The organism is Stenotrophomonas sp. AS012628 (assembly GCF_010608305.1).
GTDB lineage: Bacteria > Pseudomonadota > Gammaproteobacteria > Xanthomonadales > Xanthomonadaceae > Stenotrophomonas > Stenotrophomonas geniculata.
Window position 1 is genome coordinate 99,601 of sequence record NZ_VMBJ01000008.1, and the last position, 21,909, is coordinate 121,509.

At 67.0% G+C, this 21,909-nt stretch carries 21 protein-coding genes; 6 read left to right on the forward strand and 15 right to left on the reverse strand.

All coding sequences use genetic code 11. From position 1 onward, the window contains the following. The first annotated feature begins 125 nt into the window (after window positions 1-125). The 3 genes from G5A07_RS06125 to G5A07_RS06135 all read left to right on the forward strand — a co-directional run bounded on the left by G5A07_RS06125 (window position 126) and on the right by G5A07_RS06135 (window position 5,474). Window positions 126-854, forward strand: a complete 729-nt coding sequence (locus tag G5A07_RS06125; RefSeq protein ID WP_005408779.1) for a response regulator — start codon at window positions 126-128, stop codon at window positions 852-854. A 6-nt stretch (window positions 855-860) separates the two neighbouring features. Next, a complete protein-coding gene (locus G5A07_RS06130; protein WP_010486233.1) occupies window positions 861-2,270 on the forward strand; it encodes an ATP-binding protein in 1,410 nt (469 codons plus the stop codon). Between the two features lie 177 nt (window positions 2,271-2,447). Then, window positions 2,448-5,474: a ligand-binding sensor domain-containing diguanylate cyclase gene (locus G5A07_RS06135; RefSeq protein WP_010486230.1), complete on the forward strand. Its 3,027-nt coding sequence runs from the start codon at window positions 2,448-2,450 to the stop codon at window positions 5,472-5,474. A gap of 411 nt (window positions 5,475-5,885) precedes the next feature. Here the strand turns inward: G5A07_RS06135 and rnt are convergent, their stop codons facing one another. From rnt to G5A07_RS06210, 15 genes are all read right to left on the reverse strand, one after another. Next, window positions 5,886-6,470: a ribonuclease T gene (gene rnt / locus G5A07_RS06140; RefSeq protein WP_191863033.1), complete on the reverse strand. Its 585-nt coding sequence runs from the start codon at window positions 6,468-6,470 to the stop codon at window positions 5,886-5,888. A gap of 234 nt (window positions 6,471-6,704) precedes the next feature. Then, entirely contained in the window at window positions 6,705-7,226 is a 522-nt protein-coding gene (locus G5A07_RS06145) for a DoxX family protein (protein ID WP_010486227.1), read from the reverse strand. A 26-nt stretch (window positions 7,227-7,252) separates the two neighbouring features. Continuing rightward, window positions 7,253-8,008 (reverse strand): putative DNA-binding domain-containing protein, encoded by a 756-nt coding sequence (locus tag G5A07_RS06150; RefSeq protein ID WP_010486224.1) that lies wholly within the window; start codon window positions 8,006-8,008, stop codon window positions 7,253-7,255. Next, window positions 8,001-8,876 (reverse strand): DUF692 domain-containing protein, encoded by an 876-nt coding sequence (locus G5A07_RS06155; RefSeq protein ID WP_191863029.1) that lies wholly within the window; start codon window positions 8,874-8,876, stop codon window positions 8,001-8,003. Before G5A07_RS06155 ends, G5A07_RS06150 begins: the two co-directional genes overlap by 8 nt. Next, a complete protein-coding gene (locus G5A07_RS06160; protein WP_010486221.1) occupies window positions 8,863-9,219 on the reverse strand; it encodes a hypothetical protein in 357 nt (118 codons plus the stop codon). The genes G5A07_RS06155 and G5A07_RS06160 overlap by 14 nt, the downstream gene beginning before the upstream one ends. 259 nt (window positions 9,220-9,478) lie before the next feature. Next, on the reverse strand, window positions 9,479-10,186 hold the full coding sequence (gene phoU / locus G5A07_RS06165) for a phosphate signaling complex protein PhoU (protein ID WP_008265615.1): 708 nt from the start codon (window positions 10,184-10,186) through the stop codon (window positions 9,479-9,481). A gap of 65 nt (window positions 10,187-10,251) precedes the next feature. Further along, on the reverse strand, window positions 10,252-11,082 hold the full coding sequence (gene pstB, locus G5A07_RS06170) for a phosphate ABC transporter ATP-binding protein PstB (RefSeq protein WP_005408788.1): 831 nt from the start codon (window positions 11,080-11,082) through the stop codon (window positions 10,252-10,254). A 19-nt stretch (window positions 11,083-11,101) separates the two neighbouring features. Further along, entirely contained in the window at window positions 11,102-11,965 is an 864-nt protein-coding gene (pstA, locus tag G5A07_RS06175) for a phosphate ABC transporter permease PstA (RefSeq protein ID WP_191863030.1), read from the reverse strand. Next, on the reverse strand, window positions 11,965-12,933 hold the full coding sequence (gene pstC, locus G5A07_RS06180; protein ID WP_008267250.1) for a phosphate ABC transporter permease subunit PstC: 969 nt from the start codon (window positions 12,931-12,933) through the stop codon (window positions 11,965-11,967). Before pstC ends, pstA begins: the two co-directional genes overlap by 1 nt. Window positions 12,934-13,015: 82 nt before the next feature. Beyond that, window positions 13,016-14,104: a phosphate ABC transporter substrate-binding protein PstS gene (pstS, locus tag G5A07_RS06185; protein ID WP_142807619.1), complete on the reverse strand. Its 1,089-nt coding sequence runs from the start codon at window positions 14,102-14,104 to the stop codon at window positions 13,016-13,018. A 411-nt stretch (window positions 14,105-14,515) separates the two neighbouring features. Continuing rightward, on the reverse strand, window positions 14,516-15,532 hold the full coding sequence (gene pstS / locus G5A07_RS06190) for a phosphate ABC transporter substrate-binding protein PstS (RefSeq protein ID WP_010486211.1): 1,017 nt from the start codon (window positions 15,530-15,532) through the stop codon (window positions 14,516-14,518). Between the two features lie 222 nt (window positions 15,533-15,754). Then, window positions 15,755-16,966: an OprO/OprP family phosphate-selective porin gene (locus G5A07_RS06195; RefSeq protein ID WP_010486208.1), complete on the reverse strand. Its 1,212-nt coding sequence runs from the start codon at window positions 16,964-16,966 to the stop codon at window positions 15,755-15,757. A 196-nt stretch (window positions 16,967-17,162) separates the two neighbouring features. Next, window positions 17,163-17,852 (reverse strand): endonuclease III, encoded by a 690-nt coding sequence (gene nth, locus G5A07_RS06200; RefSeq protein WP_049482884.1) that lies wholly within the window; start codon window positions 17,850-17,852, stop codon window positions 17,163-17,165. After that, the gene (locus G5A07_RS06205; protein WP_049411489.1) at window positions 17,852-18,205 is read right to left on the reverse strand and encodes a hypothetical protein; all 354 of its coding nucleotides are present in this window, start codon (window positions 18,203-18,205) and stop codon (window positions 17,852-17,854) included. The genes nth and G5A07_RS06205 overlap by 1 nt, the downstream gene beginning before the upstream one ends. A 4-nt stretch (window positions 18,206-18,209) precedes the next feature. Further along, on the reverse strand, window positions 18,210-18,992 hold the full coding sequence (locus G5A07_RS06210) for an enoyl-CoA hydratase-related protein (RefSeq protein WP_010486201.1): 783 nt from the start codon (window positions 18,990-18,992) through the stop codon (window positions 18,210-18,212). A gap of 167 nt (window positions 18,993-19,159) precedes the next feature. Between G5A07_RS06210 and G5A07_RS06215 the strand changes: the two genes are divergently transcribed. The 3 genes from G5A07_RS06215 to G5A07_RS06225 all read left to right on the forward strand — a co-directional run bounded on the left by G5A07_RS06215 (window position 19,160) and on the right by G5A07_RS06225 (window position 21,700). Then, the gene (locus tag G5A07_RS06215; protein ID WP_010486198.1) at window positions 19,160-19,861 is read left to right on the forward strand and encodes an FKBP-type peptidyl-prolyl cis-trans isomerase N-terminal domain-containing protein; all 702 of its coding nucleotides are present in this window, start codon (window positions 19,160-19,162) and stop codon (window positions 19,859-19,861) included. A gap of 136 nt (window positions 19,862-19,997) precedes the next feature. Further along, window positions 19,998-20,801: a CoA pyrophosphatase gene (locus G5A07_RS06220; RefSeq protein ID WP_043402636.1), complete on the forward strand. Its 804-nt coding sequence runs from the start codon at window positions 19,998-20,000 to the stop codon at window positions 20,799-20,801. Then, the gene (locus G5A07_RS06225; RefSeq protein ID WP_191863031.1) at window positions 20,798-21,700 is read left to right on the forward strand and encodes a sulfurtransferase; all 903 of its coding nucleotides are present in this window, start codon (window positions 20,798-20,800) and stop codon (window positions 21,698-21,700) included. The genes G5A07_RS06220 and G5A07_RS06225 overlap by 4 nt, the downstream gene beginning before the upstream one ends. The last annotated feature ends 209 nt before the right edge of the window (window positions 21,701-21,909 follow it).

The following is a 21,909-nucleotide window of genomic DNA, read 5'->3' on the forward strand; positions in this document are numbered from 1 at the left end:
GGGGTATGTCTCTATGTAACACTGTCGGTGAATACGCGTAACCACAGGTATCCCGCCCACGGGTGGATACACTGGTACGCATTGCCCCGGATGCGGTTCAGCTGCCGACACGGGATGATCGCGACATGGAGACTGAAAACACGATGCATCGACTGCTGATCGTCGACGACGACAACGACATCCGCACCCTGCTGGCCGAACAGCTCGGCCGTGCCGGCTACCAGGTGAGCACGGCTGCCGACGGCACCGCCATGCGCCAGTTGCTGGACCGCGAGCACGTGGACCTGATCGTGCTCGACCTCAACCTGCCGCGTGAGGATGGCCTGACCCTGTGCCGCGACCTGCGCGCACGCTCGAACACGCCGGTGATCATGCTGACCGCACGCGCCGAGCCGATCGATCGCGTGCTGGGCCTGGAAATGGGCGCCGACGACTATCTTGCCAAGCCGTTCGAACCGCGCGAGCTGCTGGCGCGCATCCGCAACGTGCTGCGCCGGACCGAGGCGCTGCCAGCCAACCTGGAGCCGCTGGCGGTGCGCCGTGCGCGCTTCTCGCGGTGGGTGTTCGATCTGGAGCATCGCCACCTGGTGGACCCGGACGATCGCGTGGTGGTGCTGTCCGGCGCCGAGTTCCGCCTGCTGCGGGTGTTCATCGCCCATGCCAACAAGGTGCTGTCGCGCGAGCAGCTGGTCGCGCTCAGCAGTGGCCGCAACTACGAGGCACAGGATCGCGCGATCGACCTGCAGGTCAGCCGCCTGCGCAACAAGCTGGGCGACGATGGTGGCCCGGACGGGCTGATCAAGACCGTACGCAACGAAGGCTATGTACTGGCCTCCTCGGTGAACCTGGAATAAGCCGCGATGAAGCGCCTGCGCCATTTCCTGTCCTCGATGGTCGGGCGGTTGTTCGTGATCCTGCTGCTGGGCATGAGCGTGGCCGCGATCGGCGCGACCATGCTGGCCACCTCCAAGCGCCAGCAGGAGTTCGAGCGGCAGAACCTGAACCGCATCGCCGACCGCCTGCAGGGCTACGTCAACCTGCTCGACGGCAATCCCGAGCTGCGTGAGCGCCTGCTCGAAATCGGTGGGCCGAGCGTCCGCGCGCTGCAACCCGGCGCGCGCCTGGGGCGGGCCGACACGGCGTTGATGGAAGTCCTGGATGACCGGCCGGGGCCGGTCGCTCGCGCGCATGTGCACTTCGCTTCGTTCCGCTCCTGCATTCCCAAGCTGCAGGACCTGTTGCCGCCGCCGCCGCCCGGGCATCGCAAGCACCCGCGCGAGCGTGATCCGGCATTCATCCCGCCCAAGTGCCGTGCGGTCGACGTGACCCTCAACGACGGCACGTTGCTGAAGCTGGCGCTGGATTCGCCGGCGGTGGCGCACAACGGCATCCTCGCCGTTGATCCGTGGTTCCTGACGCTGCTGGTGCTGGCGATCGCGGTGCTGGCCTACATCGTCGCGCGCATCGCCAGCGCGCCGTTGCAGGAGCTGGCGGCCGCCGCCGAAGACCTGGGCGACGACCTGCAGCGCGATCCCCTGCCGCTGCGCGGGCCGCGCGAGGTGCAGCGTGCTGCCGAAGCCTTCAATGCCATGCAGCATCGCCTGCAGCGGCACCTGGCCGAGCGCACGCAGATGCTGGCGGCGATCACCCATGACCTGCAGACCCCGCTGACCCGCCTGCGCCTGCGCCTGGAGAACGTCAGCGACGAGGTACTGCGCGAGCGCCTGATCGGCGATCTGGCCGCGATGCAGGCGTTGGTGCGCGAAGGCCTGGAGCTGGCGCGCAGCGCTGAGAGCGCCGAGCAGCGTGCCGCACTGGACCTGGATTCGCTGCTGGAGAGCATCGTTGAAGACACCGCCGAGGGTGGCGGTGATGTCGTCTTCGAAGGGGGCAGCGGTGCGGTGTTGATGTTGCGTCCGCTGGCCATGCACCGGCTGTTTTCCAACCTGGTGGACAACGCGGTGATGTACGCCTACCGGGTGAGGGTACGGGTCGAGCGCAGTGGCGGCGCGATCACCGTGGTGGTGGCCGACGACGGCCCCGGCCTGGCCGAAGATCAACTGGAAGCCGTGTTCGACCCGTTCGTGCGGGTGGAGACCTCGCGTTCGCGCGAAACCGGCGGCGCCGGTCTGGGCTTGACCATCGCCCGCGCTCTGGCCGAGAAGGATGGCGCGAGGCTGTGGCTGCGCAACCGCGCCGAAGGCGGGCTGGAGGCGGTAGTGCAGTGGCCGGCCAGTGCACAGGTAACGCCGCCGGGGCGCGCGGGCTGAGTCTTCGCGGCTGGCGATGGTGACGCCGTGGGCCGGGTTTGGCCTATCATCTGCGCATCTTCCCAGTTTCCCCCCGATGAGCCAGCCCGTTCCCGCCGGCATGCCGTTCAGCGCTGCCTGGCAGCTCCCGCATGCTGCCAGGCCCGGCAGCCCTGCCTGGCCGCCGCCGCTGCACTGATGGCCGGACAGGGGGACATCGGGCGCTGGGCGGAGCGCTGCGGATCAGGTATCGGTCGATGGCTGCGACAGGGCCTGCTGTGGCTGCTGCTGGCCCTGTCACTGCCGGTGGCTGCGCAGGAGGGGGCACCGCCGCTGCGCGATTACGCCATCGATGTATGGACGTCGCGCAACGGCCTGCCACACAACTCGCTGCGCGACATCGCGCAGACCCCCGAAGGCCACCTGTGGTTCGCCACCTGGGAAGGCCTGGTGCGATACAACGGCCTCGATTTCACCGTGTTCGACCGCAGCACCCGCCCGGGCCTGCGCGACAACGGCATCGGTGCGCTGTTCGTCGACCGTCAGGGCGGGCTGTGGATCAGTGATTCGCGCGGCAACGTCAGCCACCGCGGTAACGATGGCCAGTGGCGGGTCTGGGAGCACCAGGCCGATACCCCGCAGGTACTGATCCAGTCCATGCAGATGGACAGCCAGGGCCGCCTGTGGCTGCTCTATGAAGGCAAGGGCATCGGCTATCTGACGCCGGACACCGGCATCGTCTACCAAGCGCCGGCCGCCGACCTGCCGATGGCGATGAGCTTCACCAAGCTGGTGGTCGATGCGCAGGACCGGGTCTGGGCCGGTACGTTGGACGGGCTGGTGCTGCGCGACAACGACGGCGTGCTCAAGCGGGCGCCCGCGGCGTGGGGGCTGGGCGCCGGCAGTGGCCTGTCGTGGCCGTACCGCGCTCCGGACGGCGCGCTGTGGATCGTCGCCGGCGAGCGCCTGTACCGCGTGGAAGATGATCAGCTGGTGCTGATGCACCGCCTGCCGGGCCAGCTGCACCTGACCTCGATGCTGCAGGATCGCCATGGAGACCTGTGGCTGGGCACCGAGAACCAGGGCCTGCTACGGATCTCCTCGCATGGACTGGAGCGGCTGCCGGCGGGCCTGAACCTGCCGGGTGGACGCGTGGTCAGCCTGCGCGAGGATGCCGAGGGCAGCATCTGGGTCGGTGCCAACGGCGGCCTGTACCGCCTGCGCGAAACGCTGTTCAGCAGCTACACCGAGCGCGATGGCCTCAGTGGTGATTATGTGCGCACCGTGTTCGAGGACCGCGACCGCCAGCTGTGGGTCGGCAGTGCCAGCGGCCTCGATCTGCAGACCGCCGATGGCCGCTTCCGTGCGATGCCGCTGCATAACCGCGGCGGCAAGGCACCTTCGGTGCTCAGCCTGGCGCAGGGCCCGGACGGTGACCTGTGGGTCGGAACGTTCGGCGATGGCGTCTACCGTCTTGGTCGTGACGGCCGGCTGCGGCACAACTATGCCGCCGCCGATGGCATGCCGGGTGGCAACATCCGCGCGATCAGCGTGGACCCGCAGGGTGTGGTCTGGGCCGGCACGCAGAAGGGCGTGGTCCGCATCGACGGTGACCGTGTGCAGGTATCGAACGTCCCGGGCATGCCCGGCGGCCTGATCACCGCACTTGAGCACGATCATCAGGGCAACCTGTGGATCGGCACCATCGAGGGAATCCGCGTGCTGCGCGGCGACCACGTGCAGTCGATCGACCTGGCGCCGCTGGGCGGTGGCCGCAGCGTGTTCGGCTTCCATCAGTTGGGCGACGCGATGTGGATCAGCAGCGACCGCGGCCTGTACCGCTGGCGGAACGGCACGCTGGCGCGGGTGGGGCTGGAGCAGGGCATGCCGGTAGATGCGGTGTTCCAGCTGGTGCCGGATCGCCTTGGCAATGTGTGGATCAGCAGCAACCGCGGTGTACTGCGCACCGACATGGCCACCCTCAACGCCGTGGCCGATGGCCGCGCACCCCGGGTGATGGTGGAGCGCTACAACGAGATCGACGGCATGGCCAATGCGCAGGCCAACGGCAGCTCCGGGCCATCGGCGATCCTGCGCCAGGACGGCACGTTCTGGGTGGTCACCGCCGGAGGCCTGAGCACCGTTGACCCGCAACGCCTGCAGCGCTTCCGCGAGCGCCTTTCACCGCCGGCAGCGATTGAAAGCGTGCAGGTGGATGGCGCACCGGTGCATTGGGAAGGCCCGGACCGCAACTACATTCCCGGCGGCCGTCGCTTGACGGTGAGCTATGTCGGCCTGAGCTACCTGATGTCGGACCGGATCCGCTACCGCACGCGGCTGGATGGCCTGGATGCGGGGTGGGTCGAACGCGGCCCGCAGCGCAGCGTGGAGTTCGTCGGCCTGCCGCCGGGCGATTACACCCTGCACGTGGCCGCTGCCCATCCGAGTGGCAGCTGGGGCCAGCAGGAAGCGGTATGGAGCTTCACCGTGGAGCCGTTCTGGTGGCAGCGACGCAGCGTGCAGGGGTTGGGTGGACTGTTGCTGCTGGCCGGGCTGGTGGCGCTGTACCGCCTGCTGCTGCAGCAGCTGAAGGCCAGCAACCTGCGCCTGGCGCGGCGGGTGGACGAGGCCACCTTCGACCTGCAGGCGAAGACCGTGCACCTGCAGGCGCTGAACCAGGAAAAGACCGAACTGGCCGAGCGCCTGGCACGCCAGGCCGAGGCCTTCGAACGGCAGGCCCGCGAAGATGCGCTGACCGGCCTGGCCAACCGCCGTGCCTTCGATGAAACGCTGGCCCGCGACTTTGCGCGTTCGCAGCGCAGTGGTCATCCGCTGTGCCTGGTGGTGCTGGATATCGACCACTTCAAGGACGTCAACGACCGCCACAGCCACAGCATCGGCGATGCCGTGCTGGTGCAGGTGGCGCGGCTGATCGCCGCCGCCAGCCGCGACTCGGACCTGCCCGCGCGGACTGGTGGCGAAGAGTTCGCGCTGCTGCTCAACGACACCCGCCTGGAGGAAGCCGCACAGCTGTGCGCACGCCTGCGCGGCCTGTTCCATGACCACCCCGACTGGGCCGGTGTGGACGGCCTGCGCGTGACCTTCAGCGCGGGGCTGGTGGAGCTGGACGCCGACGACCGCACCCCGGCGCTGCTGTACCAGCGCGCAGACCGCGCGCTGTACCGCGCCAAGAGCGACGGCCGCGATCGCACGAGCATTGGTTGATCGCATCCACGCATGGCGTGGATCTACTGGAGTGCCGCACCAACCGGCGGTGCCGACCAATGGTCGGCACCCACCAAAGGAGTACCCACCACAGAGGTCGTCGGCAGCCCCAACGAGCGCAGCGATCCGCTGTTGCTCCTGCTTTTCTGATCTTTCCGTGGCACCCAGCAACGTGTCCGTGGCCGGACGGGTGGGCTGCGCAGGGGCGTGAGCCGCATGGGCCTGAGGCATGCCTCGGGCGGGTTGGGCCGGATGCCCAACCCCGGTCTTGCCGTGTGCGCAGGACAGCGCACACGAGCAGCCGGCGACCGAGATTACATGGACGTACTTGCAGCGTCCCCTGCGCAGTCCACCCGTCCGGCCCAACGGATGATTCGCTTCACGCCACGAGGGGCTCCGCCGTTGGCCGCTTCACCGCGGCCAGGCGTTGGCGATGGTGCAGAACAACCGCGCGGTCTGCTCGGTGTCATACACCGCGCTGTGCGCCTCGTTGGCGTCCCAGCCCAGCCCGGCGGCCGTGGCTGCACGCGCCAGCACGGTCTGCCCGTAGGCGATGCCGGCCAGGGTCACCGTGTCGAACACGCTGAACGGATGGAACGGATTGCGCTTGTGACCGGTACGTGCAACCGCCGCGTTGACGAAACCGAGGTCGAAATGTGCGTTGTGGCCGACCAGGATCGCGCGCTGGCAGCCGTATTTCTTCATCGCCGCACGCACCGGGGTGAAGATGTGGTCCAGCGCGGCTTTCTCTTCCTTGGCCAGCCGGAACGGGTGGTCGAGGATGATGCCGGTCACTTCCAGCGACTTCGGGTCGATCTCCAGGCCTTCGGCCGGCACCACGTGGGCGCTGGCGGTCTGGCCGGGGTAGAGCAGGCCGGTCTCGTCCATCTCGATCGGCACCGCAGCGATCTCCAGCAGCGCATTGCGCTGGCTGTCGAAGCCGCCGGTTTCCACGTCCACCACCACCGGCAGGAAGCCGCGGAAGCGTTGTGACATCGCGCGCTGCGCCTGGGGTACTGCAGAATCGGGAGCGGCGGCAGGTGCGGGGGTGGGGGCAGTCATGCGTGAATTCTAGCAGAGCGACTCTGAGCGACCGGTCAGCCTTCTGTGCTTGGGTTCCCTGCGTGGTCGTGTGTCGACCAAGGTCGACACCTACCGGGCACCGCACGCTCAGGCTTCCGGTAAGTGCCAACCTTGGTTGGCACGGTGCGCGCCGACCAGGGCCGGCATCTACCGGACTGCGGGCCGTGCCGTCGTGCCCGATGGCCGCCACCGCGTCAACCACGCATCCACGCTCAGCCTGCCGGCGCCGGTGAAGATCAGCGGCAGCAGCATCGCCATGAACAGCACCGGCAGCTTGAAGTTGCCGAAGCCCTGGTCAGTGATCGCATAGCCCATGGCGAGGTCGGCCAGCGAGTTCCACTCCATCGGCCAATGCACCGCATAGGTCGCTACAACGGTCAGCACCAGCAGGCTGGCCGCGGCAAACCGGGTGCCGAAGCCAACCAGCAGGCAGGCCGCGCCGATCAGTTCGAACCACGTGGCGAGCTGCCAGTTCAGGGTGGCCGGCAGCTGGTCGAACGGGAACGGGAAGGTATCCTGCAGGTCGGCGAACCAGTTCTGGCCGTGCAGCTTCTCGCGGCCGGATTCGAAGAATTCCCAGGCCAGCAGCAGGCGCAGGCCGAGCGGGGCCAGCCAGGGGGCGAGACGGTCCAGCTGGCCGCGCACGGTGGCCAGGGTCGGGAGGTTCATCGGCGGTTCTCCGGGGAAAGGGGGCGTCAGCCGGGGACTGCGAGCGGGCCGATCACGCCGGCCTGCAGGAACTGCTGCAGCAGCGCAGCACCGGGTCCGGCCAGCGCGTCCTCGGCCAGGCCGTGCGCGGCGGCCAGGTGCCGCAGGTAGCCATGGCCATCCAGGCCGGGGTGTTCGCCGATGCTGGACAGCAGGTACACCGCCAGCGGGCTGAGTACGGCAAAGCGCACCTCGCCATCGGCCTCGCGACGGACCAGCAGGCCGGTCGGTTCGGCTGGCGGTTGTGACGGTGCGTCCTCGGCACCGAGCCGGTGCACGGGCCACTGATACAGCAGTGGCCATGCCAGCGGCGAGCGCCGCAGCGGAACCCGTAGTGGGTCGATGTCACCCGGCACCGGCAGCGGCTCGGCAGGAAGCTGGTACAGCGCGGTTTCCACCCACTCGTAATGAGCAAGTTCGGCCAACGCCGGATGCGGCAGCTGTGGCTGCGCCTGCAGCCACTGCACGAATTCGGCGGCCAGTTCGGTGAACAGCGGCGTCTGGCAGCGATGGGTCGCGAAGTACTGGCGCAGCAGTCCGCTCCAGGCCGGTTCGCCGAGCAGGCGCACGCAGACCGGGAAGCCGTTGCTCAACAGGCCGAGCAGATTGTCGAACAGCAGCCGTTGGTACACCGCCACCCGGCGTGGCTCCAGACCGGCCGGTGGTGGTACGCCCTGCGGATCGCGCAGGTGAGCGGTGAACGCGTGCTGCTGCGCGCGCAGGGTGTCGGTGGTGTCAGCCATGTACAGCCCCGGCGTGCGCGGCCTGCAGGCGGCGGATGGTCTGCAGTTCGCCCTGCAGTTCGGCGTAGGGCGGGAAATTGAAATCGCGTTCGAGCAGGGTGGGGCGTGGGCCGATGCGCGCGTAGGTACGCGCCAGCAGCTCCCAGACCGGGTCGATCACCGCGCTGCCATGGGTATCGATCTTCAGGTCCGGTGCCTCGTCCAGGTGCCCGGCCACATGCAGGCAGACGATGCGCTCTGCAGGCAGCCCGGCAATGAAGACGTCGGCGTCGTAACCATGGTTGCAGGCGTTGACATAGACGTTGTTGACGTCCAGCAGCAGGTCGCAGTCGGCCTCGGCGAGCACGGCCTTGGTGAAGGCCAGTTCGTCCATTGCCGGCTCCGGTGCCAGGTAGTAGGACACGTTTTCCACCGCGATGCGGCGACCCAGCAGGTCCTGCACGCGGGCGATGCGTGCGGCGGTATGGCACACCGCTTCGTCGGTGAACGGAATCGGCAGCAGGTCGTACAGGTGGCCGTCGTCGCTGCAGTAGCTCAGATGTTCGCTGTACAGCGGCACGCGGTGCATTTCCAGGAATTGGCCGACCTGTTCCAGCAGCTGCGTATCCAACGGCGCACTGCCGCCCAGTGACAACGACAGACCGTGGCAGCTCAACGGATGGCGCTGCGCGAGCTCGGCCAGCGCATCCCCAGCGGGACCACCGACATGGATCCAGTTCTCCGGCGCGCATTCGAGGAAATCGAAGTCACCCGCCGGTGCATCGCGCAGATCCTGCAGCAGCGCCCTGCGCAGCCCCAACCCTGCGGCCGCCGCATGAAGCGGCGGCCGCAGGTGGACGGCGCTGGCGCGGACGTCAGTGCTTGGCACCGCACTTGCCTTCGCCGCACTTGCCCTCGGCCGATTTCTTGTCGCCGGTCTTGGCCTTGGCGCCTGCCGCAGCACCGGCGGCCTTGCCCTTGTCGGCGCCGCACTTGCCTTCGGCACTCTTGCCGTCGGCACCACATTTGCCTTCGGCGTGCTTGGTCGCGTCGGCGGCCATCCTGGTATCTGCTGCCTTGGCATCGGTGCTGGCCTTGGCTGCCTGGCCGGCCACCAGATAGCCCTGGGCCAGGTCGCTCATGCTCAGCGCCGAGGCACTGGCGGTCATGCCCAGGCCGGCGGCCAGGGCGGTAGCAGTCAGCAGGGACAGGGTCTTGTTGGAACTGCTCATCGGTCGTGCTCCTGGGTGGTGTGGGCGGGTGCCCGAGTGGCCGGCAGGGATGCCGGTGGAAACGATGGTGCAGCGATCCTACTCAACGAATCCTCGCCAAGACCTCAAATTTTCGTGAGGTTTGTTACAGAAGCATCCGGAAGGTTCGCACCGGGCAGGCCCGGCGCCCACAACGCGGGTGGAACGCCCAGAAACAGGAAGGCCGCTGTCACCAGGACAGCGGCCACCTTGGAGTCGACTCCGGTGTTGCAGTGCAGCGTCAGGGCTGGCCGGTGCTGGAGGTCTCGTCGCGCTTCTCGCGCGGCGGCAGCGGCTGCTCGCCGTGCACCAGGAACCACACGTTCTCGGCGATGTTGGTGGCGTGGTCACCCACGCGCTCCAGGTTCTTGGCCATGAACAACAGGTGCGTGCACGGGGTGATGTTGCGCGGGTCTTCCATCATGTAGGTCAGCAGCTCGCGGAACAGCGCGGTGTACTGCGCGTCCAGGCGGGCATCGTCCTCGCGCAGTGCCAGTGCGGCGTCGGCGTCGTTGTCGCGGTAGGCGGCAATGGCGCGGCGCACCTGCTGCGCGGCCAGGCGGCCCAGTGCGCGCAGGCCCTGGATCTGCGGCAGCGGCGGCACCTTGCCCAGTGCGATCGAGCGCTTGGCGACGTTGGCCGCATAGTCGCCGATGCGTTCGATGTCGGCGGGGATGCGCAGGCCGGCGAGGATCTCGCGCAGGTCGCGCGCCATCGGGCCACGCAGCGCCAGGCGCATCACGTCGTGGCTGATCTGCTGCTCAAGCGCATCGATCGCTTCGTCGTTGGCGATGATGCGATGGGCGGCGTTCTCGTCGCGCTTCTCGATCACGTCCATCGCCGCTTCGAGCTGGGCGACGGCCATCTCGCCCATGCGCACGATTTCGGCCACCAGGCGCTGCTGCTCTTCGTCGTAGCTCTTGACGATGTGGTCGTTGGGAAGATTCATGGTCTGCAATCCGGGTAGAGCCAGGCCATGCCTGGCTGGAACATGTGGCGAAGGAACAGCGTTGATCAGCCGAAGCGACCGGTGATGTAGTCCTCGGTCTGCCGCTGCGACGGCTGCGAGAAGATCACTTCGGTGCGGTCGTGCTCGATCAGGTCGCCCAGGTACATGAAGGCGGTGTAGTCGGATACGCGCGCGGCCTGCTGCATGTTGTGGGTGACGATCACGATCGTGTACTCGTGCTTGAGCTCTTCCACCAGCTGCTCGATGCGGCTGGTCGAGATCGGATCCAGCGCCGAGGTCGGCTCGTCCAGCAGCAGCACCGACGGGCGCAGGGCCACGGCACGGGCGATGCACAGACGCTGCTGCTGGCCACCGGACAGGCCCAGCGCGCTCTGCCCCAGCTTGTCCTTCACTTCGTCCCACAGCGCGCCCTGGCGCAGCGCCTGCTCGACACGGTCGGCCATGTCGGCCTTGCTCAGCTTCTCGTGGTGGCGGATGCCGTAGGCCACGTTCTCGAAGATGGTCATCGGGAACGGCACCGGCTTCTGGAACACCATGCCGACCTTGCTGCGCAGGCGGTTCATCGGGTACTTCGGCGACAGGATGTTCTCGCCGTCCAGCAGCACTTCACCGCGCGCTTCCAGCTTCGGGTACAGCGCGTAGATGCGGTTGAAGATGCGCAGCAGGGTCGACTTGCCGCAACCGGAGGGACCGATCAGCGCGGTTACGCGCTTTTCCGGAATCTCCAGGTTGATGCCCTTCAGGGCGTGGAACTTGTCGTAGTAGAAGTCCAGTCCACGCGCAGCCAGCTTCACCGGCGACGGCGTGTGCAGGCTCTCGTGCGAGGACGGCACGGCGATGCGCTGCATCGGCACGGCGTTGGAAAGGTCGTTCATGGCGTTATCCACGGAAAGGTCAGTCATGGGAGATACGGTTGCGCAGCAGGATGCCGCGGGCGGCAAGGCTGACCAGCAACACGAAGACAGTCAGCACCAGGGCACCGGCCCAGGCCAGCACCTGCCAGGATTCATACGGGCTGCCGGCGAACTGGTTCATCACCACCGGCACCGAGGCCATCGGCTGGAAGATGTTGTTGTTCCAGTACTGGTTGCCGAAGGCGGTGAACAGCAGCGGAGCGGTCTCGCCGGAAATGCGGGCCAGCGCCAGCAGGATGCCGGTGATGATGCCGGCCGATGCACTGCGGTACAGCACCTGCACGATCACCTTCCACTGCGGGATACCCAGCGACAGGGCCGCCTCACGCATCTGCGAGGGCACCAGGCGCAGCATCTCGTCGGTGGTACGCACCACCACCGGCAGCACGATGAAGGCCAGTGACAGGGCACCGGCGAACGCCGAGAAGTTGCCGCCGGTCTGCATCACGTACAGGGTGTAGACGAACAGGCCGAGCACGATCGATGGCGCCGACAGCAGGATGTCGTTGACGAAGCGGACCACGGTGCCGGCTTTGCGGGCGTTGCCGTACTCGGCCAGCCAGGTGCCGGCCAGCACGCCCAGCGGGGTGCCGATGCCGATCGCCAGCGCGCACATCACCGCGCTGCCGAAGAAGGCGTTGGCGAGGCCGCCTTCCTGCATCGGCGGCGGCGTCATCCTGGTGAACAGATCCCAGTTGATGCCAGCCATGCCCTTGGCGGCCAGGGTGAACAGGATCCAGCCCAGGAAGAACAGGCCGAACAGGGCGGTGGCGCAGGAGGCAGTGATCGCAACGACGTTGCCGATGCGACGGCGCAGGTACAGCGAATCAGCGGTGGTGGACATCAGTTGCCCTCCTTGCGGGACAGGCGCATCAGCATCAGTCGGGCAATGGCCAGCACCACGAAGGTGACGATGAAGAGGACGAAGCCGAGCAGCAGCAGGGCCGAGCGGTAGGTTTCAGTGGCTTCGCCGAAATCGTTGGCGATCAGCGCGGCGATGGTGGTGCCCGGTTCCAGCAGCGACGGCGACAGGCGCACGCTGTTGCCGATCACGAAGGCCACCGCCATCGTCTCGCCCAGGGCGCGGCCAAGGCCGAGGAAGATGCCGCCGATCACCGCCGAGCGGGTGTAGGGCAGGACGATGTCCCAGCTCACTTCCCACTTGGTGGAACCCAGCGCGTAGGCCGATTCCTTCAGGCGGGTCGGCACGGTCAGGAACACTTCGCGCATCACCGAGGAGATGAACGGAATGACCATGATGGCCAGCACGAAACCGGCGGTAAGCATGCCGATGCCCAGCGGCGGGCCCTGGAACATCGGGCCGATGATCGGCCATTCGCCCAGGGTTTCGTTGAGGAACGGGGTGACGTACTCGGTCATCACCGGCACCAGCACGAACAGGCCCCACATGCCGTAGATGATCGAGGGAATGCCGGCCAGCAGTTCGATGGCGGTACCGACCGGGCCACGCAGCCAGCGCGGCGCGACTTCGGTGAGGAAGAAGGCGATGCCGAAGCTGACCGGCACGGCGATGACCATCGCGATCAGCGCGGTGACCAGGGTGCCGTAGATCGGAGCGAGGGCGCCGAACTTGTTTTCGACCGGATTCCAGTCGGCGGAGAAGAAGAAGCTCAGGCCCTGCATCTGCAGGGCATGGCGGCCGCCCCACAGCATCGACAGCGCGGCGCAGGCCAGGGCGATCAGGACGAAGATGACGGTGCCGACCAGCACCCATCGGAACAGTTTGTCGTTGCGGGCATCACGCGCATCACGCGTGGACGGGGCGGCTACAGGCTGGGCGATGGCATTCATGGGGACGGCAGGGCCAGGAAGGGGCGGGGCGGCACGGCGTGGAAGCGGCGGTGCCCGCGCGGGGCGGGCACCGTCGTGTCCATCACTTCAGGTCGGACGCCCAGTAGGCCTCGATCTGCTTGACCAGTTCGGCCGGCAGCGGCACGTAGTGCAGCTCGTTGGCCTGGGCCTGGCCGTTCTCGAAGGCCCACTTGAAGAAGGCCAGGGTGTCCTGGTTGCGCTTGGCGTCCTTCGGCTGCTTCTGCATCAGCATGAAGTTGGTGGCGGTGATCGGCCACGCCTGCTCGCCCGGGGCGTTGGTGATGACCAGGTTGAAGTCCTTGGCGCTGGCCCAGTCGGCGCTGGCGGCCGCAGCGGCGAAGGTTTCCGCGCTGGGCTCGACCCAGTTTCCGGCCGCGTTCTGCATGGCGGTGTACGGCATGCCGTTCTGCAGCGCGTAGGCCAGTTCGACGTAGCCGATCGAGCCCTTGATCTGCTTCACGTAGGAAGCAACGCCTTCGTTGCCCTTGCCACCGACGCCGTCCGGCCACTGCACCGAGGTGCCCTCGCCAACCTTGCTCTTCCACTCCGGGCTGACCTTGGACAGGTAGTTGGAGAAGTTGAAGGTGGTACCCGAACCGTCCGAACGGTGGACCAGGGTGATCTTGCCGTCCGGCAGCTTCACGCCCGGGTTGGCGGCGACGATGGCCGGGTCGTTCCAGGTCTTGACCTTGCCCAGGAAGATGTCGGCAAGCAGGGCGCCGCTCAGGCGCAGCTTGCCGGCTTCCAGGCCTTCGATGTTGACCACCGGCACCACGCCGCCGATGGCGGACGGGAACTGCGCAAGGCCGGCCTGGGCCAGCTCTTCGCTGCTCAGCGGCTTGTCGGAGGAACCGAAGTCGACGGTGCCGGCCTTGATCTGGGCGATACCGCCGCCCGAGCCGATCGACTGGTAGTTGATCTTGGCACCGGTGCTGGCGTTGTAGTCAGCCGACCACTTGGAGACCAGCGGGAAGATGAAGGAAGCGCCGGCACCGGACACTTCGGCGGTCACCTTGGCACCGGCAGCGGCCGGGGCCGCGGCACCGTCGGCAGCCGGCTGCTGCGCGGCCTGCTTGTCGCCACCGCAGGCCGACAGGCCCAGGGCGATGGCCAGGGAAAGGGCGGCAAGGCCGGCCGAGTGCAGTTTCATGGTCACTCCATAGCGGGGTAGAGCCGACGACGTCGGCGGATGCGGCTATGAAATGATGTTTTTGTTACAGCCGTATTACGACCATGACAGAGGTGTCCTGGATCACGTTCTAACAAGGGTTTCACGGGGTTGGCCGGCCCTTGGCAGGAGCCCTGAGACCCCGGATCTGCGCATCGATATGACGGCCTGGGCGCTGGGTAGAGTCGAGCCATACTCGACTGCTCCCTGTCCTCGGTAGCTGCGGACCGTTGGTCTGCACGCTCCAGCACCCAACCGAGCATGGGCTCGGCTCTACAGAGCCTGGTGCACCCCAAAAACAAGAAGAGCGCGAGATCTCGAGGATCTCGCGCCCGGGTTGGGATCGGCGGGGGAGAGAGGACCCGCCGATCCCGTTCCTGCGGGGGAACGCGCTTACTTCAGGTTCTGGGTCCAGTAGGTTTCGATCTGGCGGACCAGGCTGTCCGGCAGCGGCACGTAGTCCAGTTGGCGGGCCTGGGCATCGCCGTTCTTGTAGACCCAGCGGAAGAACTCCTGGGTGGCCTTGCCATTGGCAGCATTCTTCGGCGTCTTCTGCACCAGGATGAAGTTGGTGGCGGTGATCGGCCAGGATTCAGCGCCCGGCGCATTGGTCATGACCAGGTAGAAATCCTTGGCGTTGGCCCAGTCGGCGCTGGCGGCGGCAGCGGCGAACGACGCATCGCTCGGCTGCACGAACTTGCCGGCGGCATTCTTCATCGCGGTGTACGACAGCTTGTTCTGCAGCGCGTAGGACAGTTCGACATAGCCGATGCCGCCCTTGATCTGCTTCACGTACGCTGCAACGCCTTCGTTGCCCTTGCCACCGATGCCGGCCGGCCACTGCACCGAGGTGCCTTCACCGACCGAGCTCTTCCACTCCGGGCTGACCTTGGACAGGTAGTTGACGAAGTTGAAGGTGGTGCCCGAACCGTCCGAACGATGCACGACGGTGATCTTGGCGCTCGGCAGGGTCACGCCCGGATTCAGCGCGGCGATGGCCGGGTCATTCCAGGTCTTGATCTTGCCCAGGAAGATGTTGGCCAGCACGGCGCCGTCCAGCTTCAGCGCGCCCGGGGCGATGCCGGCCACGTTCACCACCGGCACCACGCCACCGATCACCGACGGGAACTGCGCCAGGCCCGAGGCGGCCAGTTCTTCCGGCTTCAGCGGAGCATCGGAGGAGCCGAAATCAACCGTCTTGGCCTTGATCTGGGCGATGCCACCACCGGAGCCGATCGACTGGTAGTTGACCTTGTTGCGGGTCGCAGCGCTGTAGTCGGCCGACCACTTGGACATGACCGGGTAGATGAACGATGCGCCCGCGCCGGTGATGTCGGCGGCGTTGGCGGCGAACACGGACGATGCAGCCAGGATGGCGACAGCGGCGCGCGATTTGAAGGCGTGGATCACGGGGAGACTCCTGGGGTGGTGGTCGAAGGGCGGTTGCCCGACGTTTCGGTGCACATTCCATAACGGTTGCGTGACATGTCCGCGTCTGTCATATGACGCGGACGTGACACGCGTCATGAGGGGTGTCACGTCCGCTGCGCCGGCAGGGCGGCACGGGCACCGCTGCAACGACGAAGGCACGGACGGGGCCGTGCCTTCGCGGTTCAACGCAGGCGGCTGGACTTACCAGAAGAACTGCGCGCGGGCTTCCAGGATGTTGGGATCGTCGTTGACGAAACCGCGCGCCGTGGAGCTGTACTTCTTGCTGTCGACCATCACGTAGTTGAGCATCAGCTTGAAGTTGGAACGCAGGTACCAGTTGGCGCCCACGGTCCAGATGTCCATCTTGCCGCCCAGCACGCCATCGACGATCGGCGGGCGACCAGCGACCGGGTTGGCGGCGAGGTTGCCGTCATTGAGGTCCATGTGGTCGTAGCGCACGCCCAGCTGCCACTGGCCGCCGGCCGGGTTGTTCGGCAGGCCGGTGCCCGGAGTGCCGCCCTTGTAGCTCCAGGTCTCGCCGGTGACGTTCCACACGCCGCTGATGTAGTAGCCGTCGCTGGTGTAGTTGTCGTGGTCGTAGCGCTTGGCCTTGCTGGTGTAGTACTCGGCCTGGGCCTTGAATGGGCCCTGGAAGTACATCGCTTCGGCACCGATGGTGCTGACCCGGTCGGTGTCGGTCAGGTTTCCGCTGTCGATCAGGCGGGCAGTGGCGAGGTCGGCATTCGGACGCGCACGCACGCGCAGGGTGTCGGCGTCGGCGTCGTAGTTGACGTAGCTCAGACCGAAGTGCAGGACCTGGCCCTTTTCATTGATCGGGGCCCAGGTGCCACGCGCGCCGTAGCCGCTGCCGTGGGCCAGGTTGCGGGTCAGCTCGCGTCCGAAGGCGCTGGCGGTCACCGACCAGTTGTCCTGGCCGTAGCTGTACGCGCCACCCAGGCGGCGGGCGATGGCATAGGTATTGGTGACTGCTGCCTTGGAAATGAAATCGTTGTTCTTGGTGCTGGACAGTTCTTCCAGGCTGTTGGGCTGCTTGAACTGGCCCAGCTGCAGGAAGTGGTTGGCGTTGCCCAGCAGCTTGTACTTCACGTTGGTGTCGAGGAACTTATCGGCCTTGGCATCATAGCCGACCACCCATTCCACGTTGCCCGGGCCCTTGCCCTTCAGCACCAGCTCGGCGCGACGCAGTTCGAATTCGCTGTTCTTGCCGTTGCCGGCGTCGCCACCGTTGAGGTCGGTCAGGTCGTTGTCGAACCAGTTGCCGTCGGCCTGGACCAGGCCTTCGAAGGTGATTTCCGAACCGCCGATCACGTCGATGGCGACTTCGGCGTGTGCAGCCGGCACATACAGCGCAGCAGCCACGGCCACCGTCAGGAGTTGGTGATGCAGTTTCATGGAGAGGAGCCTTGCAGGCAGGTTGGAAGATGCGCGCAGGCTAGAAGGTAAAGATTGCGTAAATGTGACAGTTCGCGCGCGGCAGACATCCACCGCAGGCCCCGTCACGGCATGGCCTGCCATTGAAACCGCTTGCGTATGACGCCCGGATTGCGCCCCGGTTGCAGTAGATCCACGCCATGCGTGGATGCTGTCGTCACTCTGCGAGGGTCTTGTCCTTGAACCGGCAGAGGTCGGCGATCACGCAGCCCGGGCAATCCGGCTTGCGCGCCTTGCACACATAACGCCCGTGCAGGATCAGCCAGTGATGCGCGTCGAGCAGGAACTCGGCCGGAATCACCTTCACCAGTTTGTCTTCCACTTCACGCACGTTCTTGCCTGGCGCCAGGCCGGTGCGGTTGGATACGCGGAAGATATGCGTGTCCACCGCCATCACCGGCTCGCCGAATGCAGTGTTGAGCACCACGTTGGCGGTCTTGCGTCCAACGCCTGGCAGCGCTTCCAGTTCATCGCGATCGCGCGGCACTTCACCGCCGTGCTTCTCCAGCAGGATCGCACAGGTGGCGATCACGTTCTTCGCCTTGGCGTTGAACAGGCCGATGGTGGCGATGTACTGCTTCAGCCCGTCCTCGCCGAGTGCGAGGATCTTCGCCGGCGTGTTGGCGACCGGGAACAGACGGCGCGTGGCCTTGTTGACGCCGACGTCGGTGGCCTGCGCCGACAGCGCGACCGCCACCAGCAGCTCGAACGGCGAGCTGTACTCCAGTTCGGTCTTCGGGTGTGGATTGAGTTCGCGCAGGCGGGTGAACATTTCCACCACGTCGGCGCGCGGCATCGTGCCGCCACGCCGCGCCGGGGCGCGTGCGGTCTTCTTCAGGGTGGCCATTACTGCTCCTTGCCGCTGGCGCGGGCCTTGGCCCGGGCGAGGATGGCGGCGGCTGCGGCGGGCAGGGCGGGTTTCATGTCCGGCGCCGGGGCCGGCGTACGGCGTGCATCGCGCTCGGCCTCACGGCGCGCCAGGCGCACCGCGCGCGCGCGATAGCGTTCGCGTGCGGCCCATGCCGCGTGCAGCTGCTGCTGGGCCTGGTGCAGGCGTTGCGGAAGATCCGGGTGGCCGGGCAGCAGCTGCGCGTCGCCGGCGCGGGCGATGTAGTCCATCAGGCCCGCCTGCAGGGCGCCATCGAGATCGTCTGCCTGGACCCGGGCGAACAGCTGCGCGGGGTTGGGTCGGGATGCCATGGCGTCAGCGGTTCTGGAACGCCGGCGGTCGGCGCTGCAGGAACGCGCCGGTGCCTTCGCGCATGTCCTCGGTGGCGAACAGCAGGCCGAACTGCGCGCTTTCGTACTCCAGCCCTGCCTCCAGGCTGCATTCGCCACCCACGTGCACGGCATCCAGCAGGCCACGCAGGGCCAGCGGCGCCGAGCGCGCCAACTGGCGGGCGACATCCTGCACACGGTTGTCCAGCGCGTCGGCGGGTACCACCTCGTTGACGATGCCCAGTTCCAGCGCACGCGCGGCGTTGATCGGTGCACCCAGCAGGCACAGCTCCAGGGTGGCGGCGCGGCCGCACAGGCGCAGCAGGCGCTGGCTGCCGCCGAAGCCGGGAATCAGGCCCAGATTGATCTCCGGCTGCCCGACCTTGGCCGTATCGGCAGCGATGCGCAGGTGGCAGGCCATGGCCAGCTCCAGCCCGCCGCCCAGGGCGAAGCCGTTCACGCGCGCGATCACCGGCTTGGGCATGCGCTCGATCTGGCGCATCAGGGCCTGGCCGAGCAGGGAGAAATCACGTCCCTGAACCGCACTGAGTGTGTTCATCTCGGCGATGTCGGCCCCGGCCACGAACGCCTTCGGACCGGCACCGGTCAGCACCACCACGCGCACGTCCGGGTCGGCAGCGGCGGCGCTGAACGCTTCGGCCAGCGCCTGCAGGGTCGCGGCATTCAAGGCGTTGAGCTTGTCCGGGCGCTGGACGGTCACGGTGCGGATGGCGCCGTCGTCGGCGACAGCGATCAGGGCATCGGCCACGGGAAAACTCCTGAAACGTTAAAAAAAAGTGAGATTGAACTCCGCCAACGCAGACGGGTCTTAGCCTGCATCGTGAGTAGCGGTTACACGTTGTGCCCGTTATCCTAACCCGTCGCCTCAGGGCGGCGCAGAACGTCCCTGAGTTACCACCCCTGGAGAACTGTTTGATGAAGTTGCGTTCTATCGCGGTCGCCGTCGCGGCCCTGGCCCTGACGGGCAATGCCTTCGCCCAGGACGTCTCGTCCGAAAAGGGCAAGCTGAGCTACTACTTCGGTTACGACTACGGCAACAACCTGGCGGAGCTGACCGGTCGTGGTGAGCAGCTGGACATCAACTCGGTGGTGAAGGGTCTGCAGGACGCCTACGCCAAGAAGCAGCCGGCGATCACCGCCGACCAGCTGAAGCCGGCCGTTGAAGCGTTCCAGAAGCGCGAGCAGGGCCGTGCCCAGGCTGCCAAGGCCGAGTACGAAAAGGCTGCTGCCGAAAACAAGACCAAGAGTGATCAGTTCATCGCGGCGAACAAGGCCAAGGCCGGCGTGCAGTCCCTGCCGAGCGGCGTCCAGTACCGCGTGATCGAAGCAGGCAAGGGCGCCAAGCCGACCCAGGCCAGCACCGTGCAGCTGGAAGTGGCCGGTCCGTTCCCGTACGGCCAGCGCCCGACCGAAGCTCGTCCGGCCCAGCAGATTCCGTCGATCAAGGTCAGCGACGTCGAAATGAAGGCCATGCGCGAGACCCTGCTGCAGATGCCGGCAGGCTCGAAGTGGGAAGTCACCCTGCCGCCGGATCAGGCCTACGGTGCCGACCCGCGCACCCCGTTCCCGCCGAACGTGGCTGTGCAGTTCGAGATCAAGCTGGTCAGCGTCAAGTAAATCGAAGCCGTAAACGAAACGCGCCGGTGATTCCACCGGCGCGTTTTTGTTTGCGCGGAGCGCGACGGTGCCACGCACCGCATCTGCACCCCGCGCAAATTCAGCCCGATCGCGCTACTGTTGTCGGGTGCAAACAATGGAAGAAACGGCGCGTGTTGTCGCAAGTCCCTGCATCGGAGTGTGCACGCTGGATCCGGACCGGCAATGCACCGGCTGCGGGCGGCACATCGATGAAATCGCACGGTGGTCGTCGATGAGCAACGAGGAGCGCAGCCGCATCCTGCATCGCGTGCAACCCCTGCGTGAACAGCTGCAGCAATCACTGCGCGGCTCGCTGGCCGATCACGAACGCTTGATGCGCGCGCTGCATCCACTGGCCGAGCCGCCGGCCGGCGACGGCTGGAACCGCAGCGAACTGAGTGACCTGCTGCCGCCGGGGCCACCTGTGGAAGCCGCCGTACTGGCCGGCATCGTGCCGCGCGCCAATGGCGCACAGGTCATCCTTACCCGTCGCACCGAAACCCTGCGCCAGCATGGTGGCCAGGTCGGCTTCCCCGGCGGGCGCACCGAACCCGATGACCGCGACGCACTGGCGGCCGCGCTGCGCGAGAGCCAGGAAGAAATCGCCCTGGCTCCGGGGCAAGTGCAGGCGCTGGGCTATCTCGATCCCTTCGTGACGATCACTGGCTACCGGGTCACGCCGGTTGTGGCGGTGGTCGATCCGGACTTCGTGCCGGTGCCGCAGCCCAGCGAAGTGGCCGAAGTGTTCGAAGTGCCGCTGGCCTACCTGATGGCCGCAGACAATCTGCGCCAGGTCGAAATCAATCACCGCGGCCGCATCCGCCACGTCCTTGAGTACGGCTGGCCCGGCCAGCGTATCTGGGGCGCGACCGCCGCCATTCTCTACAACCTGCGTCGCCGCCTGGAGCAAGTGCAATGAAGCCGATCGATCCGCCGTGGACCACGCTTGTCGATGTCGCCAGCCTGGCGGCAGCATTGGGTGAGGACGTACGTGTCGTCGATGCACGTGCCACTGCCAGCACCGCCGTACGCGTGGTCGATGCGCGGTCCTCGCTGGCCGACCCGCAGGCGGGTAGCGGCCAGTATCTGGCGGGGCATGTTCCGGGCGCGGTGTATGCCGACCTCAATCGGGACCTGTCGGATCTGACCCGCAGCGGCCACGGCCGTCATCCACTGCCGGACAGCGATGCCTTCGCCGCGAAGCTCGGCCAGTGGGGTATTGGTCCCGACACCCAGGTGGTGGTCTACGACGGCAGCGACGGCAGCATGGCCGCCTCGCGCCTGTGGTGGCTGCTGCGCCTGATCGGGCACCGCAAGGTGGCCGTGCTCGATGGTGGTATCACCGCCTGGCAGGCCGCAGGGCACCCCTTGGCGACGGGGCAGGATGAGGTGACCGCGCTGCCGGCTTACCCGGGCCGTTTCGACACCACCCAGATTGCCAATGCCGACGAAATCAGCGCACGCCTGAAGCACGCGCCGGGCTGGCTGGTCGACGCACGCGCGGGCGAACGCTTTCGTGGCGAAGTCGAGCCGCTGGACCCGGTTGCCGGCCATGTACCCGGCGCGGTCAACCGCCCGTTTGCGTTGAACGTTGCCGACGGCCGCCTGCGCGACGCACAGGAACTGCGCGCCGAACTGCAGGGCGTGATCGGCAACCGCGATCCGCAGCAGGTGGTGCTGATGTGCGGTTCCGGCGTGACCGCCTGCCACCTGCTGCTGGCGATGGAAACGGCCGGCCTGAGCGGCGCACGCATCTATGCCGATTCCTGGAGCGGCTGGGTGAGCGACAGCAGCCGCCCGGTGGCGACCGGCGCCTGAGCGATCCGAGCAAAAAGCAGTCGAGCGCGGAGCCTCTCCAGAGCCGAGCGGCCGGCTCCACGCGCATGGCGATGCGTTCAAATCATCGGCGCCCGCAGGTCATGGAGCGCGGCTCGACTCTACAAAGGCACCCTCCGATCGATCCGACTCCGTGCCGACCAACGGTCGGCACCCACCAACAGCAGCAGAAATCTGTCGAAGGCGGGGTG

Excerpts from the sequence above, each read along its gene's own strand:
- G5A07_RS06125 (WP_005408779.1), top strand. The coding sequence starts at position 126 with ATGGAGACTGAAAACACGATGCATCGACTGCTGATCGTCGACGACGAC.
- G5A07_RS06130 (WP_010486233.1), top strand. The coding sequence starts at position 861 with ATGAAGCGCCTGCGCCATTTCCTGTCCTCGATGGTCGGGCGGTTGTTC.
- G5A07_RS06135 (WP_010486230.1), top strand. The coding sequence starts at position 2,448 with ATGGCCGGACAGGGGGACATCGGGCGCTGGGCGGAGCGCTGCGGATCA.
- rnt (WP_191863033.1), bottom strand. The coding sequence starts at position 6,470 with ATGTCACAACGCTTCCGCGGCTTCCTGCCGGTGGTGGTGGACGTGGAA.
- G5A07_RS06145 (WP_010486227.1), bottom strand. The coding sequence starts at position 7,226 with ATGAACCTCCCGACCCTGGCCACCGTGCGCGGCCAGCTGGACCGTCTC.
- G5A07_RS06150 (WP_010486224.1), bottom strand. The coding sequence starts at position 8,008 with ATGGCTGACACCACCGACACCCTGCGCGCGCAGCAGCACGCGTTCACC.
- G5A07_RS06160 (WP_010486221.1), bottom strand. The coding sequence starts at position 9,219 with ATGAGCAGTTCCAACAAGACCCTGTCCCTGCTGACTGCTACCGCCCTG.
- phoU (WP_008265615.1), bottom strand. The coding sequence starts at position 10,186 with ATGAATCTTCCCAACGACCACATCGTCAAGAGCTACGACGAAGAGCAG.
- pstB (WP_005408788.1), bottom strand. The coding sequence starts at position 11,082 with ATGAACGACCTTTCCAACGCCGTGCCGATGCAGCGCATCGCCGTGCCG.
- pstA (WP_191863030.1), bottom strand. The coding sequence starts at position 11,965 with ATGTCCACCACCGCTGATTCGCTGTACCTGCGCCGTCGCATCGGCAAC.
- pstC (WP_008267250.1), bottom strand. The coding sequence starts at position 12,933 with ATGAATGCCATCGCCCAGCCTGTAGCCGCCCCGTCCACGCGTGATGCG.
- pstS (WP_142807619.1), bottom strand. The coding sequence starts at position 14,104 with ATGAAACTGCACTCGGCCGGCCTTGCCGCCCTTTCCCTGGCCATCGCC.
- G5A07_RS06195 (WP_010486208.1), bottom strand. The coding sequence starts at position 16,966 with ATGAAACTGCATCACCAACTCCTGACGGTGGCCGTGGCTGCTGCGCTG.
- nth (WP_049482884.1), bottom strand. The coding sequence starts at position 17,852 with ATGGCCACCCTGAAGAAGACCGCACGCGCCCCGGCGCGGCGTGGCGGC.
- G5A07_RS06205 (WP_049411489.1), bottom strand. The coding sequence starts at position 18,205 with ATGGCATCCCGACCCAACCCCGCGCAGCTGTTCGCCCGGGTCCAGGCA.
- G5A07_RS06215 (WP_010486198.1), top strand. The coding sequence starts at position 19,160 with ATGAAGTTGCGTTCTATCGCGGTCGCCGTCGCGGCCCTGGCCCTGACG.
- G5A07_RS06220 (WP_043402636.1), top strand. The coding sequence starts at position 19,998 with ATGGAAGAAACGGCGCGTGTTGTCGCAAGTCCCTGCATCGGAGTGTGC.
- G5A07_RS06225 (WP_191863031.1), top strand. The coding sequence starts at position 20,798 with ATGAAGCCGATCGATCCGCCGTGGACCACGCTTGTCGATGTCGCCAGC.